At 59.3% G+C, this 19561-nt stretch carries 11 protein-coding genes; 8 read left to right on the plus strand and 3 right to left on the minus strand.

All coding sequences use genetic code 11. The features are described from left to right. Positions 1 to 404: 404 nt before the first annotated feature. The 3 genes from HMPREF0178_RS17525 to HMPREF0178_RS17535 all read right to left on the minus strand — a co-directional run bounded on the left by HMPREF0178_RS17525 (position 405) and on the right by HMPREF0178_RS17535 (position 8118). Entirely contained in the window at positions 405 to 2273 is a 1869-nt protein-coding gene (locus HMPREF0178_RS17525) for an extracellular solute-binding protein (protein WP_009381188.1), read from the minus strand. Then, a complete protein-coding gene (locus HMPREF0178_RS17530; RefSeq protein WP_009381189.1) occupies positions 2270 to 4564 on the minus strand; it encodes an EAL domain-containing protein in 2295 nt (764 codons plus the stop codon). The genes HMPREF0178_RS17525 and HMPREF0178_RS17530 overlap by 4 nt, the downstream gene beginning before the upstream one ends. A 470-nt stretch (positions 4565 to 5034) precedes the next feature. Beyond that, positions 5035 to 8118: a sigma-54-dependent Fis family transcriptional regulator gene (locus HMPREF0178_RS17535; protein WP_009381190.1), complete on the minus strand. Its 3084-nt coding sequence runs from the start codon at positions 8116 to 8118 to the stop codon at positions 5035 to 5037. A gap of 142 nt (positions 8119 to 8260) precedes the next feature. Between HMPREF0178_RS17535 and HMPREF0178_RS17540 the strand changes: the two genes are divergently transcribed. The 8 genes from HMPREF0178_RS17540 to fdnG form a co-directional block, all read left to right on the plus strand. Continuing rightward, positions 8261 to 9853, plus strand: coding sequence for a sodium/glutamate symporter (locus HMPREF0178_RS17540; RefSeq protein ID WP_009381191.1), 1593 nt, complete (start codon positions 8261 to 8263; stop codon positions 9851 to 9853). Between the two features lie 81 nt (positions 9854 to 9934). Beyond that, positions 9935 to 10723 (plus strand): SDR family NAD(P)-dependent oxidoreductase, encoded by a 789-nt coding sequence (locus HMPREF0178_RS17545; RefSeq protein WP_009381192.1) that lies wholly within the window; start codon positions 9935 to 9937, stop codon positions 10721 to 10723. A gap of 46 nt (positions 10724 to 10769) precedes the next feature. Beyond that, a complete protein-coding gene (locus HMPREF0178_RS17550) occupies positions 10770 to 11621 on the plus strand; it encodes a polysaccharide deacetylase family protein (RefSeq protein ID WP_232281316.1) in 852 nt (283 codons plus the stop codon). A gap of 14 nt (positions 11622 to 11635) precedes the next feature. Further along, positions 11636 to 12559 (plus strand): polysaccharide deacetylase family protein, encoded by a 924-nt coding sequence (locus HMPREF0178_RS17555; RefSeq protein ID WP_009381194.1) that lies wholly within the window; start codon positions 11636 to 11638, stop codon positions 12557 to 12559. A gap of 55 nt (positions 12560 to 12614) precedes the next feature. Next, positions 12615 to 13445: an SDR family oxidoreductase gene (locus HMPREF0178_RS17560; RefSeq protein ID WP_009381195.1), complete on the plus strand. Its 831-nt coding sequence runs from the start codon at positions 12615 to 12617 to the stop codon at positions 13443 to 13445. A 435-nt stretch (positions 13446 to 13880) separates the two neighbouring features. Beyond that, positions 13881 to 14549, plus strand: coding sequence for a monofunctional biosynthetic peptidoglycan transglycosylase (gene mtgA / locus HMPREF0178_RS17565; protein WP_232281317.1), 669 nt, complete (start codon positions 13881 to 13883; stop codon positions 14547 to 14549). A gap of 334 nt (positions 14550 to 14883) precedes the next feature. Continuing rightward, complete coding sequence (locus tag HMPREF0178_RS17570; protein WP_009381197.1) at positions 14884 to 16479, plus strand: diguanylate cyclase domain-containing protein; 1596 nt, start codon at positions 14884 to 14886, stop codon at positions 16477 to 16479. Between the two features lie 863 nt (positions 16480 to 17342). After that, positions 17343 to 19561: formate dehydrogenase-N subunit alpha (fdnG, locus tag HMPREF0178_RS17580; protein ID WP_157134979.1), on the plus strand; the 2219-nt coding region annotated here is incomplete at its 3' end.

Here is a 19561-nt window from a genome sequence, read left to right on the forward strand (position 1 = left end):
CGGGGCCCACGGACTGCAAGGCCTGCCATCAGGCGCCTTCCCCCTTATGGGCGCATGAGGCGGAAGCCGGGGGTTCCGGCACAGCGGCGCAATAGCGCTCCCGCACGGATGTTGGCGGGTGTCTCTTATATGCGGTTAGAGGTATTCGGCTTGAAATACGCTGGTGCGGACGTCCGCGCGGGGGAGGCAATCCTGTGTGGATTCAGTCGAAAATGACGTTTTCGGCAGAATGAACCTTTAAACGTGTCACCGCTCGAAAGTTCATTCCATTCTCGGAAGAGCAAGAGGCTGCGTATACCTCAACATGCTGAATGGCCAAGGGATCTTCCCCTTGGCCATTCGTTTTTTCGAGATGGGGTAGGTCCCGCATAGGCGGGGGATACGGTTGTGCCGCGTGGAGCAGGCTACCGGATGATGAACCGTCCGTCTTTGCCGGGAGTGATGGTTTTGCGCGACTGTATGGCTTCAGTCAGCAGGTCCTGGATGCTGATCCCCGTGTCCGTCAAGGATTGGATCGCATCTTCAGGAAAGGTCTGATCCATGACCGCGACCGTATAGACCCGTTGGGCCTCAAGAGGCTTGCCCTCCGCATCGGTTATTTTGATGATGCGTTTTCCGGGCATGGCGGAGGGCGCGTAGGTCATCTTCAGGCCGGAGAAGTAGTAGAACCATCCTCGGATGTCGTTGTCGACCGGTATTGCGTATTCCAACGTCCGGAGCAGGTTTTCCCCCGTCATGTCCACGACCTGCAGCACGCCCGATTCGCCGTGCTTCATATCGGGGAGAACCCGGATCACGTCATTGGTGGTCTGGGGGCCTTTATAGAACCGTGCGCTGACCCCCTTGCCGTTGTATTTCCCGTCCTTGCCGCTGTCGAGGAAGAGAGCGACGTCCGCCCCGGCCTTGGCCCTCATGGCATCGGTGAGGAAATTCCCCGTTTCTATGAGCGTGAAGTCCGCGGTTGCTTCTCCGATGACAGTGCAAGCCTTCGGAGGCAGGGGGTTCTTGTTTTGGTGATCTACCATCCGGATGACGTCATCCGGCGTGAGGGCACCCGCGAGCATCCCCGCCAAACCTTCCCGCAAGGCGTCCTGAGCGTTCTTCAACTCAGGAAAGATGGCGTACCGCCCATGACTCAAGGCCGGGAGCATGTCCGCAATTTCCGGGATATCCGGCGCGGGGACTTTCTTTACGCTGGAATACATGGCCCCCGTGTCCGCCGCCAGAGCGATCTGTCCTTCCGGCGTGCTGATGTAATCCATCAGCTGCATGACGAGATCGTATTTCTTTTTGTTCTGGGGTTCGCCCAGATGCTTGTTCAAACCGACATAACACACCATATAGAGGCGGGCCCAGTCGCAAGGGGTGCCGGGGCTGAAGAAAGGCATGAGCGCGAACTGATCGGTGGAGCCGGTGAGGGAGTATCCCCTTCGGGCAATGAGCACCGAATCCTCGACCATGGCGCACTGGCGGTTGAACAGCATGGTTTCCCTTTCGGCATAGGTCAGGCTCAGATCGCTTTTTTTCCAGACGCCGGCGTCGATCATGGTTTGAAACGTATTGAGGGCGGGGCGGAAATGCTGCCCGAAGCTGCCCCGGCCCTTGTTGTAGTCGGCCAGCCATTGGGCATCGGCCGGGGTGCTGAAGCAGTTTCCGTAGCTGTAGCCCACGAAGGCCGTATCCAGCACTTCGGAATTGCCGAAGCCGAGCTGGATGGAACGTATGCCGCTGGCTTCGATTGTCTGGCACAAGGCTATGAAGCTGTTGAAATCGTTCGGGACCTTCCAGCCTTTTTCCTCAAAGAGGGTTTTATTGTATACGATGCCCCGCACCTGCGCCGGTCCGGGCAGGTAATAGAGTTTGCCGTCGCGGGCTATGCTGTTGAGCATGGCGGTGTTGTACCTGCTGGTGAAAGGCATACTCGAAAGATCGAGCAGGCGGCTTTCCCAGTGCGTTTCCCCAACATCCAAAGGCCACGTCATGATAATGTCGGTCAGGTCATCGTGTTCCAAGCGCCGCTTGTATTCCACGATGCCCCTGTCGCTGGTAAAATTGCCCACCTGAATGATATCGATCTGAGGAAACTTCTCCTCGACCATCCGTTCAAAGGCATTGATGGAAAAGGCGTTTTTAACGAGCACGGTTACCGGGATTCTGTCTTTGGAGGGGGGTGACTGGGTAAGCACATCAACGGGATCCGCGCTGTCCGGCCGTTCACAGGCCGAGGACAGCGCGAGCAGGAACAGGCAGAAAATGATTCTGATGCCGATCATGATAGCTTCGTTTCCTCGGGATCGTCTTTGAGCGCCGCGCCGAAGGCAAGCCGTTCGAAATCGGGAATGGGCATGGGCTTGGCGAAATAGTAGCCTTGGATATAGTCGCATCCCAGACGCTTGAGCATGTCCACCTGAACGCGTTCTTCCACGCCTTCGGCCACGGTGGTCATGTCCAGCGAGCGGGACATGGCGAGGATGCTCCCCACCACGGATTCGGTGCGCTTTATGTCCAACGCTCCATTGCGGAAGAAGACCTTATCGAGCTTGATGGTGTCCACCGGGATGTTCTGAATCAGGTTGAGGGAGGAATAGCCGCTCCCGAAGTCGTCCATAGCGCAACCGAAACCGGCCGCATGAATGGCGTCGATGATCTTGCTGAGCTTGTCCACGTCCTCGAACACCACGTTTTCCGTGAGCTCGATTTCAATGTATTGCGGCGGCGTGCCGCACCTCTGGCAGATTTCGATGTAGCGCTCCAGGAAAAGGGGATTTTTGAGTTGCACGCGGGAGCAGTTCACCGATACTTTTACCGGGGTCAGCCCGGCGTCGAGCCACGCCCGGATGCGGAGGCAAACCTCTTCGAACACCCAGAGGTCCAGCTGGATGATGAACCCGTTCTTTTCGAACAGCGAGATGAACTCGTCGGGATAGATCATGCCTTCAGCGCTCATCCAGCGGACCAGCGCCTCTGCGCCGCCGATGGTTTCGCTTTCGGTCCGGTACTTGGGCTGCAGGTAGACCTGGAATTCCCTGTTCTGCAGGGCCGCCCCCATGATGTTTTCCAGATGCTTCTCCCGGAAAAGCTGGCGGCGGATGGCATCGTCATACACGGCGTAGCGCAGCCGCCCCCTGAGTTCGGTGGAGGTTTCCTTGAGGGCCAGCTTGGCCCGGTCGATCATGTGGGGGAAAGGCAGGGAATCATTGTTGATGACGTAGACGCCGAACTCCACAATGGGAGAGAGCCATACGCTTTTGGCGTCCTGCAAACGCCCGGCGGCCTCATACCATGCCTCAAAGCGCTTCAGTATCTGCTCTTCATTGGCGTAGACGGCCAGAATGCAGAAGTTGTCGGCAAACAGCCGTCCCATGCATTCATGGGGCGAGAGATCCGACGTGATGCCGTCGTGAAGGCAGCGCAGCATTTCGTCGCACGTCTGGCGACCGAATTCCTCGTTCAGCAGCTTGAATTTTTCCACGTTGAGGTAGACGAGGGAATATTGGGTCTTGCCCGCCGCCTTGATGAGTTCCGTGGCCAGCTCGTAGAAGCGTTCGATGGTGTTGCCGCCGGTGATGGGGTCCACGTAGGCGATCTGTTCGAGCTTATGCTTGTGGCGGGAATAGGTCAGCATCTGATACGCCACGAGCATGGCGAAAGCCAGCGTGATGGCGGCGCACAGCAGCAGGGTGGTCCGCATGAGCAATTCGGACTTGGCGTTCACCACCTCCACCGGGACGAACCCCATCAGATACCACTCCGAATTCCCCAGAGGGGTATAGGCCATGTATACCCGCCTGCCTTCCTTGTCGCTGTAGGCCACCACGCCGGAATTGCCCATGCCCATGTCGGCCTTGATCTGTGGAAGGGACATCCCATCCTCCATCATGACCGAGGAAAGGGAACTCAAAAGGTTGTAGCCGGTCTGGGGCGCGTATTGTGAACTGGACCGGATCACCATCGCGCCGTCTTTCTGGATGATGTGGACGTATCCTCTGCCGGAGAAGACGTTTACGGAGATGATGTGGTCGAAGGTGGCCAGATCATAGGTGGCGGCCAGCGCGTACATGGGAGTGCCGTTGATGACGAGGCCGTTCAAAGGGATGACGAAGACGATGCACTCGGTCCCGTTGATGACCTGGGAAGGGGACATGGCGCGGCGGCGGTTCACTACGGCTTCGCGCAAGTATTCGTCGCCGCTGAGCAGGACGACGTTCCCGTGGGCGTCATAAGCGTTTCCGTTGCCGTCAATAAGCAGAATATCTTTATAATTCCAGAATGTTTGCTGGGCAAGGACCTCGGGCTGCAACGCTTCGTAGGTCTTGACGCCGGAACTCTTGAGCACGCTGGAAATGGTGCCGAGCACGGCAAAGTTGTCTTGGATATTCCTGCTCGCGTTTCCGGCGATCTGCCTGGAAATTTCCTGCAAGTATTCGTGGCTCTCGTTTTTGATCGTGCTCTGGAGGCCCTTGTAATATTGAAGGCACAGGACGCCCACCATCAGAAAAATGAGAAGAAAGACGGTAATAACGATCCAATAGGGATTGTTTTTGGGATTCCTGATGATGCGCATTCCGCATCGCCCTCCGAATTGCTGATGACGAATTCCGGTCTGTGGAAAAAAGTCTGGATCGTTGCCGTATCCAAGGTCATCCATATAAGGGTTGGAGCAGGCTGTAGCCGGGCTCAGCCGCATCCAGCACATCTCCGGACCGTAAGGCGTCATCTCCGGCGGCCCGCCAGAAAACGCTTTCACACATAACGCTATGAAAAAGGTTTTTCCTGTTTTGTCAATATAGACATATCATATCTGTATGTCGCATATACTATATGAAAAACAAATTCCATAGGCATTCATGCCTGTTGGCCGAATGCCAGCCCTTTGAAGAATGAGCCCGTGTAGAACTTTGCTGTAAGGTATCACAATGTATTTAACACTCTAACTGTTCCTCTCCCTCTTCACAAGGGATGATCGCGAATTGTCCGTCATTTTGCCACCGCCGGACGGAAGCCATACGGCGAGGGCTGGCGGCGTGCGGGCTGTTATCGCAGCATAATACCGTGTTTTTTTAGCTTTGTGTACAACGTGGAACGCTTGAGATTGAGCAGTTCCGTCATGCCTTTTTCCCCGTACACGCAGCCTGAGGCGATATTAAAAATATATTCGAGATAACGCCTCTCGAGCTCGTCGAGTGTGGGAATGTCGTTGACCACAAACCCGTGGCGGCTTGGCGTTTCCTCGCTGGTTTTCCGGTTCGGCGGCGAGTGCGGCACGTTCAGGGCCGGAAGACGGTTCAGGATGACCGCCCGCTCGATCACGTTCTTGAGTTCCCTGATGTTTCCGGGCCAATCGTAACTGCGGAGGACGGCGGTTTCCTCCTGATTCAAGGCGAACGGGAGCTGGTTGTAGCGGCGGCAGAAATGCTCCATGAAGTTCTGCACAAGGGGGATGATGTCCTGCCTGCGTTCGCGCAGCGGCGGCAGCATGAGCGGGACGACCGAGATGCGGTAGAGCAGGTCCTCACGGAAACGGCCTTCCTGCACTTCCTGCCACAGGTTTTTATTCGTGGCGGTGATGAGCCGGAAGGAAGAATAGATTTCCCGCGTGCCGCCGACCCGGATAAAACGCTGCTCCTGAAGGACGCGGAGGAGTTTCGTCTGGATCGCCGGAGGGATGTCTCCCACTTCGTCGATGAAGAGCGTCCCCTCGTCGGCCATTTCGAAGAAGCCGAGCTTTTGCTTGATGGCTCCGGTGAACGCGCCGCGCTCATGGCCGAAGAACTCGCTCTCGAAAAGGTGTTCCGGGGTGCTCGCGGGGTGAACCGCGATGAAAGGCCCGCTCCGGCGGCTCATGAGGTGGATCTGCCGGGCCATGACCTCCTTCCCGACGCCGGTTTCCCCCAGAATGAGCACGGGCGCGTCCGTCACGCTCACGTGCCTGACCTGTTCGAGCAGCTCCCCGAGGCCGGTTCCGAACAAGGGGGCAATGTTTCTGTCCTCTTGGAGTACGACGGACTGGAAGCGCTCCTTCTGGTGCCGCGACTCCTCGTCGCGCACTTTTTTGAGGCGCAGGGCGGAGCGTACTTCCGAGGCGAACAAATAGGAGAGGGTATGGAGCTCGGGCTGATGGAGGTGGGCGAATGAGCCGTCGGTAAAGGTGCTGTCCAGGTAGAGCAGCCAAAGGCCGGATTCGCCGATGTCGAGAGGCAAACAAAGCCCTTGCTCGCCGCGTCCCGGAGCGGCAGGGCGGTCGGAAAAGCCGTCGAGCCATTCGAGGCACGGGCGCATCTGCTCGCTTTTCAGTTCCATGTCGGTCAGGTTGACGGCCGCGACGCAGGCAAGCCGGTTGTCCTCGTCCCGCCGGAACAGCGCTCCGCGTTCCGACTTCAATTCCTTCTGGGCGATGGCGACCAAGCGGTGCAGGGCGCTGGTCAGGCATGTTTCATTGGAGAAAACGTTGAACGCGCGGTGGCAGCGTTCCACGCAGGAGTCCTGCGGGCAGTCGTAATGCCCGTCGCCGAGGGCGGGGAGCCTGTTTCCCTGGGAATGGCGGGTTAAAAGAAGGACCATCTGCTGGTAGGAAACGCTTCGATCGACGCGGAACCCGGCGCAGGCTTCCGCCTGATCCCGCAGGGCCGCCGCCGAGGCCGCATCGCCGATCCGTTCGAGGACGTTCGCCAGTTCATTGGCGCTGAGGGCTTCTTCGCGGCGATCGCCCGTTCCGGAGATGCAGTCCAGGCTCTCGCGCAGCAGCGTCTGCTCACGCTCCGGATCTCCGCCGCGATCCCGCAGACGGAGGGCTTCAATACGCAGCGCAGCCCCCCTGAGCTGGCGGTTGGCGCCTTCCTTGAGCTTTTTTACGATAAGATCGAGCGGGTACCGCGAGATTGGCGGAAACCCGGCCTGCTCCAGCGCATAGAGCATGTCGAGGTTGAGGGGGTCTTCGAAGGGGACGTGCGGCGCGTTGGGAGAGACGCCCCTCGCGGCCTGCCCGGTGAGCAGGGCGTGGGCGGACCGGAGGCGCCCGTTCAGATAATGGTAGAGTGCGATGCCCCGGACGGTGCTGACGGCGGTCTTGTTGTACTGCCGTGCGTCGAATGCCATGAACAGGCAGTCCAGATTGAGGAGGGCGGCGTCCATGTCCCCGACGCGGAGCATGGCGAAAGCCAGATGCAGCATCCAGAACATGGAGAGCATACGGTCCCCGGCAAGGGCCGCCGTGCGGCGGGACGATTCGTTGATGCCGAGCGAGAGGTGGTATTGCCGCAGGTAGAACGCGGACTGGCTGGCGCAGGATGCAAGCAGCATGGCGAAGCGCCGGTATTTCCAGCCGTAGACTTCCAGTTTTTGTTCATAATATTTCAGGACATGCGGGTACTCGCCGCGCACGTAATGCAGGATGCCCCGGAACAGCGGCAGGCAGTCCTGCATTTCCTTGTCCCCGAGATCCGGGAGTTCCCCAAGCCGCTCCACGTACCGGGAAATGTCCTGCGGCAGCGGCTCGTCGGAAAACACCTTGAGATAGCACCCGAAAATCGCCACCAGTGTCCTGAAGCGCTCATTTCCGGACTGTTGCGTCAGGGCATAGGCGATGGGCGTCAGCTTGACCGCCATCTGCATCTGGTCGTTGAGGAACAGGCACTGGCTCTGCACGATGAGGACCAGCTCCGCGTACTGCGAGCTTTTTTGGAAGGCCGCGTTGGCGTGGGTTTCTCCCCAGTCCCGCAGGTATCGGATGACGAATTCGAGGCAGAGCAGGGTTTCCGGGGCCTGCTGGTTCAGTTCCTCGTCCAGATACCGCACCACGAGTTCGCATTCTTCAAGCGGGGCGTCCGGGAGGAGGAAGCCCAGATAGTGAGGCATCCGGGATTCGGGAATCTTGGCCCGGACCGTGGCGGCCATCGCGCTGAGCAGGGACGGCGGGACTGTGCCGCAGGTCCACCCCGCTTCGGTCCTTGCGGCGAAGCCGAATCCTTCCAAATCCAATAAAAGCTGCCGGATGTTTTCTTCGGGCTGCCCGGTGATGAGGGAGAGGTGCCTCTCGCTGAGCGGGGTTGCCGAAAGGTGGAGCGAGAGCGTCAGCGCGGCGAGGATGGGGTCCGATGGCGATACTGTCCCTGCGTACATGGCGGAACCTCCGAGGCCATTCCCGTTTTACGGATAAATCCCGTTTTCGGGATTATGCAGTCCCGTTTTTTGGAAAAGGAATATAACGCTGATCCGGATTTGTCAATATCATGCTGAAATTTCATCTTTTATATGAAATATCATGTTGGCATTATGCTTGCTTATCTACAAGTGCCTTCTGAACGAGAAGCGCCTGAGCGGGGTGTTCCTTCCCGTGCTCAGTCCACTGCCTCCCCGCGTCACCGGCTTTTCCCTCGTCGCCGCCGGGCGGACGAAGGGCCTCGAAACCCGGGCGCGCCTCCCCATGCCGGGAAGCGCCCCGCAACTCTCCGGGTGCAGCATGGAAAGCTCGTTTCTTCCTTATCTGATGGCGGTCATGTGGATGTCGTTTCTTCTGCTCCTGAGCGTCTGGCTGCGCGCCAAAGTGACGTTTCTGCAGAAGTACCTTGTTCCGGCGGGGATCATTGCCGGGACGCTCGGGTTTGCGCTGATCAACTTGGGTTGGATAGGCTATCCCTCGCCCGAGGGCTGGGTGCCGCTCAAGGTCGGCGATTTCGGGATGATTTCTTTCCATCTGTTCAGTTTCGGGTTTGGGATCATCGGCCTAGGCTGCTTCAGCACGCACACCAAGGGCCGCAGCATGACGCTCATCAAGGGCGCTCTGTGGATCGATCTGCTGTTCTGGCTGTTCTACGGCCTTCAGGCGACCGTGGGCTACGGGATTACGGAGCTCTACGCCAAGATCACCGGGGCCGATCTGACCTCCGCGACGGGGTTCCTCGCCGGGTTCGGCTTTGCTTTCGGGCCCGGTCAGGCCCTTTCCGTGGGCATGTCGTGGCAAAACGACTATGGCTTGCCGGACTGCGTTTCCATGGGGCTGGCCTACGCGGCGGCGGGGTTCATGGTCGCCAACTTCGTGGGCGTGCCCCTCGCCAACTGGGGACTGCGCAAGGGCTATGCGACCTACGGCACGAAGGAGCTTTCCTCCGATTTCCTGAAGGGCCTCCGCTCGGAAGATAAGCGGGTTCCCGCCTGCCAGTTGACGACCCACAGCGGCAACGTGGATACGTTCGCGCTGCACTTCGCCGTTGCCGCCACCGTGTACGGGCTGGGCTGGATCGTCTGCTACGTGCTCAAGTATTTCGTCCTTCCTCCGAACTATCAGACGGCCTCCTTCGGGTTCATTTACCTTTATGCGCTGTTCGCGGGCATGATCGTCCGCCTCGTCATCAACCACACCGCCGCGAATGCCTTCTACAGCGATGACGCGCAGAACCGCATCCTCGGGACCACCATCGACTACATGATCATTTCCGCGCTCATGGCGGTCAGCGCCGCGACGGTCATGAAGTATTTCATTCCGTTCATCCTCGTCATCGCCGCGTGCACGCTCATCACGCTTCTCGGCGTGCTGTACCTCGGCCGCAGGGTCGGCTCCTTCGGGCTGGAGCGGCTGCTGGTCGTGTTCGGGCTGGTTACCGGGACGGCGGCCAGCGGGCTGGCGTTGCTGCGCATCGTGGACAGCGATTTCAAGACGCCCGCGGCCGCTGAAGTGGGCCTGAACAACGTGTACGCCCTTATCCCGCTGTTCCCCTTCCTGCTGGTCTCGGTGACCATGCCGGGCGGGTTCGGCATCTCCGGGATGCTCATCATGCACGTCGTCATGATCGCCGTCTGTGCGGCCATCCTGTTCGCGGGGCACAGGATGAAGATCTGGGGGCCGCGCCAGTTCTAGGTTTTTGGGAATTCTCCACTCCCCGGGCCGGGCGGCCTCCTTCCTCCGCTGCCGTCCGGCCCACAACAAGGGATACACGTTATGTATACGGATTTGAAAGGCAAGACGGCATTTGTGATGGGTTCCGGGAAGGCAAGGGGCATCGGTTTTCACATTGCGGGAGCATTGGCCCGGCAGGGCGTATCCGTCTGCCTCGCCGACAGGGACGAGCGTGTGTTCGAACGGGCGCGGGAACTGGAAGCCGAAGGGGTGGTGGCCCGGGCGTTCACGGCGGACGTATGCTCCGCCGCGCAGGTCGAGGCCATGCGGGATGCGGTCGGGCGCTTGTTTCCGGGCATCGATATCCTGATCCAGTGCGCGGGGGTCTTCCCAGATCCCGTGAAGCTGACGGAAGACTCCATTGAAACGTGGCTGCACACGCAGGACATCAACGTACACGGCACGTTCCGCCTGCTGCACGCGTTTTTGCCCCTCATGCGGGCACGCGGCGGGTCCGTGGTCGCCGTCGCGTCGGGGGCGGGCAAGCGCCCCCTGCCGGGGTACAGCAGCTATTCCGTCAGCAAGGCGGGGCTGATCATGCTCCTGAAGTCCGTGGCGGTGGAGTACGCCGCAGACGGGATCCGGGCCAACAGCATCTGTCCCGGCCCCGTCGAGAGCGAGATGGTGGATTCCCGGGTGGCGGCGGAATCGGAACGTTTGGGCGTTCCCGCCGAAACCCTGCGCGAGGCCATCCGGAAAAACATTCCGCTGGGCCGCATGGCCAGCGTGGACGACATTGTGAGGACGGCGCTGTTCCTGGCTTCGGACGTGTCCTCGTATCTGACGGGGCAGTCCCTCAATCTGTCGGGCGGCATGATCACTGAAGTGTAATGGGGTTCACCCAGAGGGAGTACAGGCGATGCAGGAAGCTCCGTTGATGCTCAAGAACAAAACGGCCCGCCGGATCAAGGCTATCCCGGGATTCGTCTTTCCCGGCGGCGTCAGGGTCATCATCAACTTTACGGTCGATTTCGACGCGATGATTTTCCGGAAGTTCCTCCGCGAACCGAAACTCTGGTGCGCGCAGGGCGAGTTCGGGGGCCGGACCGGATTGTGGCGGCTGCTGGACGTGTTCGGCGAATTCGACGTCAGGACGACGCTGTTCCTGCCCGGACAGACGGGGCTCTTATATCCGGAAGTACTCCGGCGCGCCGTGCGGGAAGGGCACGAAATCGCCAATCACATGTGGGATCACCACATCCCCCCGACGCTTGAGGAGGAGGCCGTCCACATCGACAGGACGGATACGCTCATCAAGGGGCTGACGGGACAATACCCGGCGGGCACGCGCAGCGAGCACGACCTCGCCGCGCTCCGGGATCACGCCTACACATATGTTTCCTATACGCCGCAGGGTGAGTTTCCCTTCTATGTCTATTATGAAAACATCGGTAAATGGATGCTCAACCTGCCGATCAGTTTTATCCATGACGACGCGATGTTTTTCTATTTCGGATGGTTCGGAAGCCGCAACGAGCAGCAGCGCATCCAGTCCCCCGAAGCGTTCCTCCAGACGCTTCTCGAAGCCTATGCCGCCGCCCGCGAGACGACCGGCTATATGAACATCGTGATCCATCCGCACCTGTGCGGGAGGCTTTGCCGTCTCGAAATGCTGCGGCGGTTTTTCCGCCGGACGCGGGAGGACGGCGACGTGCTGTTCGCCACGTCCGCGTGGCTTGCTGACTACATCCTTGAACGGTTTCCGGCCGAAGGGCCGGCTTCAGCCTGATCCCGGAGGACGCCATGCCTTGGAAAAAAGATTTCACGCTTTCGGATGAAATGTCGCCTTCCGGCATCGTGTGGCCTGCGGGCAAGGCCGCCGTGTCCGTGGTGGTGGACTACAGCGTGCCAGCCGGTGCCGAGGGTATTGATGAGGCGGCGATCGCCTATGCCCGGACGGTGTGGGGCAATGCGGTATCCGGCGACTGGCTCATCGACTATCTGAACGCTTACGGCGTGAAGGCCACGTTCGCCGTGCCGCTGGCGATGGCCCGGGCCTTTCCCGAGAGCGTCCGCCGCGCCCATGCGGACGGCCACGAAATCGCCGCCGGTTCCTTCGCCAAGGAGGACGTGGCGGGGCTTTCCCCCGACGAAGAACGGGAACGCATTGAGCGGACGTTTTCGGGGCTTGCGGAGCTGACGGGCACGCGGCCTGAGGGATGGTTCACGCTGCCGCGCACGGGGGACGATTATCCGGGCGGTTCGGTTTCCGGCGCCACAGGGGAACTGCTGCTCGAAGCCGGTTGCGGGTATTTCGGCAACTCCATGGCTGACGACATCCCGCACTACTGGATTACGGATTACGACCGGCGGCGTACGCTGCTCATGTTGCCCTATTATTACGCGATGGATACGCAGTTCTTCATGTTTTTCCCCGGTGTGGGCAAGGGGAGCGGGCTCGTGCAGACGCGGGCGCTTTGGGAAAACTGGGCCGCCGAGCTGGAAGGGGTGCGGGCGTGGGGAAGGCAGTCCACATTTGTGATCCAGCCGTATCTCATGCAGTTCGGGGCGGCCCGGGCCGTGCTGGACAGGCTCATGCGGGCGATTACGGGTGACCCCGGGCTGTGGTGCGTCACTTCGGGAACGTGCGCGGCCTATTGGAAGCAGGCTTATCCCGCGGATCGGACGCTGCGTTTCGAGAAGGCCGCGTGGCTTGATGAGGAATGAGCCTCACGGTTGGAGTCAGATGGAGACAAGGCACGTCAACTGTCAGGAGGACGAGATGGACATTCATGCGCTGTTCAGTTTGAAGGGGAAAACCGCCGTTGTGACCGGTGCTTCCGGGGCCCTTGGCGGGGCCGCCGTACGGGCGATGGCCTATGCCGGGGCCAACGTGGCGGCGTGTTACAACTCCAGCAGGGAACGGCTGGACACCCTGATTTCTGAAACCAGTGACGCGGGTGTGGAGATAAAGCCCTACAAGGTAAATTCGTTCAGTCAGGACGAGATCCGGCAACACGCCGAAGACGTGATGCGCGATTTCGGCGGGATCGACGTGGTGATCAACACGGCGGGCGGCAACGTCAAGGGCGCGTATTACACGGACGAGCAGAGCCTTTTCGATCTCGACGCACAGCCGCAGTTCGATACGGTGACGCTGAACCTCTTCGGCGGCTGTTTCTGGCCTTGCCTCGCGTACGGCGCGAAGATGCTCGACAACCCCGGCGGCGGATCGATCATCAATTTCAGCTCCATCAGCGCGTTCACGGCTATCCGCGGGCATATCGCCTATGCCGCGGCCAAGGCCGGGGTGAGCAATTTCACCCAGTCCCTTGCCGCGCATCTTGCCCGAGACTTTAATCCGAAACTGCGCGTAAACGCCGTGGCTCCGGGGTTTTTCCCGAACAACAACCCCGCGCAGATGCTGTTCAACCCTGACGGCAGCTACCGACCCAAGGCGCAGCGCGGGGTGGACGCCACGCCCATGCACCGGATGGGGCACCCCGACGAGCTTATCGGCACGCTGGTCTGGCTGGCTTCGGACGCCTCCTCGTATGTGACGGGCATCACCGTGACCGTCGACGGCGGGTATCTCCTCGATTCCCCGGCCTGACGTCAGGGGAGGACGGACCATGATGCCGTATGGCGGGCAAGTTGTTCTTTAGGGAGGGGCGTTTCCGTATGACGTCTCCCCTGTATGCACGCGGCGCTGTCGGAAGAGGATTCCGGCAGCGCCGTTTTTTCGGGTCGGGGAAAAGACGCTCGAAGGCGGAAAACGTTTTCGGCGGATATTCTCATTGCAGCGTTGCCTGAGCGTTTGTAACAATCTATCACTTAATCTTTTTTTGATGCTTTCCAATCTTTCTCCCGCAGGCTCCCAAGCTCGGAGCCCCATGCTCCTTTCTCCGAATGCTGGCCTTTTCCACAGGCAGGGACTGCATCCCTCCTTGCAGGAGCGGGGTGATGGGGGTACGGTCCTGCGATGTCTTTTTTCACAACATACGTGCGAAATAGAGCCGCGTCGTGGCGAAAGCGTCCGGTACGCAGTTTGCTCTTCGGGGTAACCCTCTTCTTCATGCTGGATATCGGAAGATATCTGGTGTGGCCTCCTGTCGGCTGGCTGGAGACGGAACAGCCGGGGACCACGTCTTTTATGGAATACCGTCAGGAGCAATGGCAGGACGGCCCCAAGGGGAAGGACGGCAAGGCCATGCGTATCCGGCAGCAGTGGGTTCCGCTCAAGCGCATTGCTCCGGCGCTGCGCCAAGCCGTGGTGACGTCCGAAGACGATCTGTTCTGGAAGCACGACGGATTCAATTTTTCCCAAATGTACGATGCGTTGAAGCGTAACTGGGATAAAGGCCGGATGGCCGCCGGGGGCAGCACCATCTCGCAGCAGCTTGCCAAGAACCTGTGGTTTACGCCTGAGCGTTCTATCCTGCGGAAGATCAAGGAAGCCATCATGACATGGCGTCTCGAACTCGCGTTGGACAAGGAACGGATTCTTGAGCTGTATCTGAACGTCGCGGAGTGGGGCAACGGCGTTTATGGGGCGGAGGCCGCAGCCCGGCATTACTTCGGAAAATCCGCCGCAAGCCTCTCTCGGGGCGAGGCCGCCCGGCTGGCGGTCATGCTGCCGTCCCCGCTGCGGCGCACCCCTTCTTCGGCCATCGTGAAGCGCCTTTCGTCCCGGCTTCTGAAACGGATGCCGCGCTGAAGAAAATCTGTGCCGCATGAAGGAAATCATGATGGATGGTTACGCGATAGCACCGACGGAGGGCCCAAAACAGTGCTGGCATTGCAATGCTGAACAGCATAGGCTGATACAAAGGGGCTCCCGGTTTACCCAACCGTCGGCGGAGGAGCCTGTTTTGAGCCAGAGGAACGCCAAGGTGCCGTCAACAAGAGAATGAGAGAACCGTTTTCGCTGGGGAAGGAAGTCGTTTCACTGGGAGCTGGGGGGGAAGAGGGGGCTTCGTGCTTCCGAGGAGGCCCGGTTTTGACGAAGGCCGGGCATGGCGTCCGTGATACATCATTTAAGGGGATAGGACGTGTACAGGTGTAAGCTCGACATCAGGGTTTTCAGCGAGGATCCTCTGCTTTTGGCAGACGTACGGAACATCGCTCCGCTGGAACGGTTTGAGCATGACGTTTCCGGTTACCGGAGTTTTTCTCCGGAAGCCGTGCGGGGCAGTGATATCATCGTTCTTGATCTGCCCGTGACGGAGCGTCCGGAAGCGGTTCGAGCACTGTGCAAGCCGGGGGCGATCCTGGTGTTCTGCATGGAAGCGGAGGCGTTCGCCGTTCTCCGCACCCCTTCTCTGGAGGCCGCCGACGACATCTGGGTGAAGCCTTTCCATAGGGATTTCGGTGCGGTACGCTTCAAAAAGATATTAGCGGGCGTCAAGCATCGGAAAGACAGCCGCCTGACCCAGACGTATCTGGATACGATCATCGACAGCATTCCCGATCTTATTTGGTTTAAGGATGTAAAAGGGTCGCACCTGAAGGTCAACAACGGTTTTTGCCATGCCGTAGGCAAGATGAAGGAGGACGTACAGGGGCGCGGCCACTATTACATATGGGATTTGAAGAAGGAAGAATACGAGCAGGGCGAGTACATTTGTCTGGAGTCTGACGAGATCGTGCTTGAGGAAAGGCGCACCTGCCTTTTTGACGAAATGGTCAAGAGCAAACAGGGGATGCGCCAGTTCAAGACATACAAGTCCCCGCTGTTCGACGAAGACGGGACGATTCTCGGGACGGTCGGCATCGCGCATGACGTGACCGATCTTGCGAACATGGGCGCGGAGCTGGAGATTTTCCTGCGGAATATGCCGTTTGCGATCCTCATCAGCGGCAACGACGGGCGGATCATTAATGTGAACGCCAAGTTTGAGGAGTATTTCGCCGCGAAGGAAAAGAACATCGTCGGCAAGCCCTATGAGGAATGGAAGCACGTTATCCAGAAAAGCCTCTGCAAGACCTACGGGGAGGGGCACTTCGAAATACGGTTGCACGGCGACGGCGAGGAGCGGATTCTAGAGCTCCATGAGGAACCCATTTTTGACGTATTCCGCAACCGGGTGGGGCAGTTCTGCTTCTGCCGCGACGTAACCATCGAACGGACATTCGAGCACCAGATCTGGATCAGCGCGAATACCGATGCCCTGACCGGACTATACAACCGCCGCTTCTTCTATGAGTATATGAACGAGAACAGGAAAGAGAACCAGCTCAGCCTCCTGTATGTCGATTTGGACGATTTCAAAAAAGTGAACGACGCCCACGGCCACCACATCGGCGACGGGGCGCTCGAACTCGTTGCCCGGCTGATGCGGGAAGCGTTCCCCGGGGATTTCATCGTACGGCTCGGCGGTGATGAGTTCTTGATCTGCCTTGTTGGTGAGCGGTCTTTAGCGTTTTTGGAAGAGAAGGCCAATCGGCTTTTGCAAAGTCTGTTGGGGGCGTTTCAGGCTTCGGATTACCTGCGCGTGATGTCCGCGAGTATCGGCATCGCGTCGAGTGCGGACCCGGGAACGAAGCTGGACGACTTGGTACGGCAGAGCGACATAGCCATGTACGCGGCGAAGCAGTCCGGGAAGTCCCGCTGTTGCGTGTATTCGTCCGGTTTGACCAAGAAATGACGTTTGTTTGAGGCGTTGTGCGCCGGAAAGAGGCTTTTGGCCGGATGAGCGGTGGCGGTATGAGGTGGAAGCGTTGTGCTTTTCCGTCTATGGCGCTTCTTCCGGAGTGCTTTTCCCCTTTTTCTGGGGAGAGTGTTCTCGCCGCCTCGTGTGTGGCTTGGGCGGGATGTGCAGGGCAGGGGGACAGCCCGTTCGAGGCTTCGGCTCAAGGCGTGCGATTCCATGACGGTTTTTCATGGTTTGCTTGCTTCTTCTTCTTCTTCTTCTTCTTCTTCGCGCTCCTCACTGGCGGCCCGTCGCCTTCATACAATGGAAGGGATTGCCCTGTTTGGGGCAGTCCTTTTTTGTTGCGCAGGATGAACGGATGCCGGGAGGTTCCCTATCCCGGCCATGAGGCGGATTCCCCGTGGCACCCGCAGGAGAGGCACGGTATCCATGTTTGCCCCGCCGCTAAAACGGTTTCCCCACGCCTTCGCCGTATCCCGGAGAACGGTTTTTCCGCGACATTGCGGACATCCTGCTCATTTTCCGAGATTGTCCCAAAAGAGATCTGCTTTTTTTGATAGATTCCTAATACCGTGAGACCACGTCCTTTTTAGGTGGGGGCACGACACGCCCCATTTTGTCCGGAAGGCTCCGGACAGGGCTGCCTCCGCGTACAGCCCGCTGATTTATTATGCTTTTATAAGCATAATTGAAGATTGCACTTGTTTTCTCAATAGGCTGTTAACATTACGAAAAAGAAAGGGGGTCGCCTTGAATGAAACGGTTTCTTCCTGTACCGTGACTGGGAATTCTCCGAAAATCCGTCCGCCGTCAGCGGTCCGGACATTCGGATAACCCTCATCATCGTGTGAGTGACTATGGAACGCAGATCGTTTCTCAAGTTGTCATGCGGGCTGGGCGCGGGAATCCTGCTCTCCAGCCTTGGCGTGAGTGTGCTTCCCATCGAAGCCTTTGCTCAGGAACTGACCAAATACGACCGGATCAAAACCGCCAAACAGTCCACTTCCATCTGCTGCTACTGCGCGGTGGGGTGTGGGCTTTTGTGCAGCGCCGATACGAAGACCGGCAAGATCATCAATATCGAAGGCGACCCCGAACACCCCATCAATGAAGGCTCGCTGTGCGCCAAGGGCGCGGGCATCTACCAGACCACGGCCGCCAACGACCGCCGCTTGGACAAGGTGCTGTACCGCGCGCCCTACGGCGACAAGTGGGAGGAAAAGGATTGGGATTTCGCCATCGATCGCATCGCGCGGCACCTCAAGGAAGAGCGTGACGCCGGCTTCGTCAAGAAGAACGCGAAAGGGCAGACCGTCAACCGTGTCGAGTCCGTTGCCCATCTGGGCAGCTCCAACGTCGACAGCGAAGAGTGCTGGTCCATGGCCGTCTTCGCCCGCTCCTACGGCCTGGTGTACATCGATCACCAGGCCCGGGTCTGACACGGCCCCACTGTACCGGCTCTGGCAGAGTCGTTCGGACGCGGCGCGATGACGAATCACTGGATCGATCTCCAGCACAGTGATTGTATTCTCATTCAAGGCAGCAATGCAGCTGAAAACCACCCGATCTCGTTCAAATGGGTGCTCAAGGCAAAGGACAAGGGGGCCGAGGTCATCCACGTCGATCCCCGTTTCACCCGCACGTCGGCACGCTCAAGCATGTACGCCCCGCTTCGCTCGGGCACGGACATCGCGTTCCTCGGCGGCATGATCAAGTATATCCTCGATCATGATCTCTATTTTAAGGATTACGTACTGAGCTACACGAACGCCGCGTTCCTCGTGAACCCCAAGTTCTCGTTCAACGACGGCCTGTTCTCCGGCTACGACGCGCAGAAACACGCCTACGACAAGTCCTCGTGGTCGTTCCAGAAGGACGACAAGGGTCTGATCAAGCGCGACGATACGCTGAAGGACCCGCACTGCGTCTTCCAGCTGATGAAGAAGCATTATGACCGGTACGATCTGAAGAAGGTTTCTTCGATCACGGGGACGCCCGAGGCGGATCTGCTGGCCGTGTATAAGGCCTTCGCCGCAACCGGCAAGCCGGACAAGGCCGGGACCATCATGTATGCCCTCGGCCAGTGCCACCATTCCGTGGCCGTGCAGAACATCCGCACGATGACCATCGTGCAGCTCCTGCTCGGCAACATCGGCATCTGCGGCGGCGGCATCAACGCCCTGCGCGGCGAGCCCAACGTGCAGGGGTCTACCGACCACGCTCTGCTGTCGCATTACCTGCCCGGCTACCTCAAGGCTCCCAAGGCTTCGTGGCAGACGCTGGAGCAGTACATCGCGGGCACCACGCCCCGGACGGCGAACCCGCAGTCCCTGAACTGGATGAGTAATACCGGCAAGTACGTCACCAGCCTGATGCGGGCCTTCTATCCCGAAGGCGGGACGTCTGAAAACGGCTTTGGTTACGACTATCTGCCGAAGCTCGACGACGGGCAGGACGCCTCGGTCATGAGCATGATCGACGCCATGTATGCGGGCAAGATCAAGGGCCTCACCTGCGTGGGGCAGAATCCCGCGTGCAGCCTCCCGAATTCCAATAAAGTTCGGAAGGCGTTGCAGAACCTTGACTGGATGGTCCACGTCAACATCTTCGACAACGAGACGGCATCCTTCTGGAAGGGCCCCGGCCTCGATCCCAAGAAGGTGAAGACCGAATGCTTCCTGCTTCCCGTGACCGCCTCCGTGGAAAAGGAAGGCAGCCAGGCCAACTCCGGGCGCTGGATGCAGTGGAAGTATGCCGCCGCCGAAGGCCCCGGCGACGCCATCTCTACGGGCGACGTGTTCTGGCGCGTCATGAGCAGGCTCAAGGAACTGTACGCCAAGGACGGCGGCACGTTCCCCGAGCCTATTCTGGCGGCGAACACCGACTTCGTGGACGGCAAGGGCCGCTACGATCCCGAGCGGGTGGCGAAGTACATCAACGGCTACTTCCTCAAGGACGTGACCATCAACGGCGTGGAATACAAGAAGGGCGAATGCGTGCCCGGCTTCCCGCTGTTGCAGGCCGACGGCTCGACCTCGTGCGGCAACTGGATCTGTTCCGGCAGCTTCACCCGCGC

The sequence above is a fragment of the Bilophila sp. 4_1_30 genome (assembly GCF_000224655.1).
GTDB lineage: Bacteria > Desulfobacterota > Desulfovibrionia > Desulfovibrionales > Desulfovibrionaceae > Bilophila > Bilophila wadsworthia.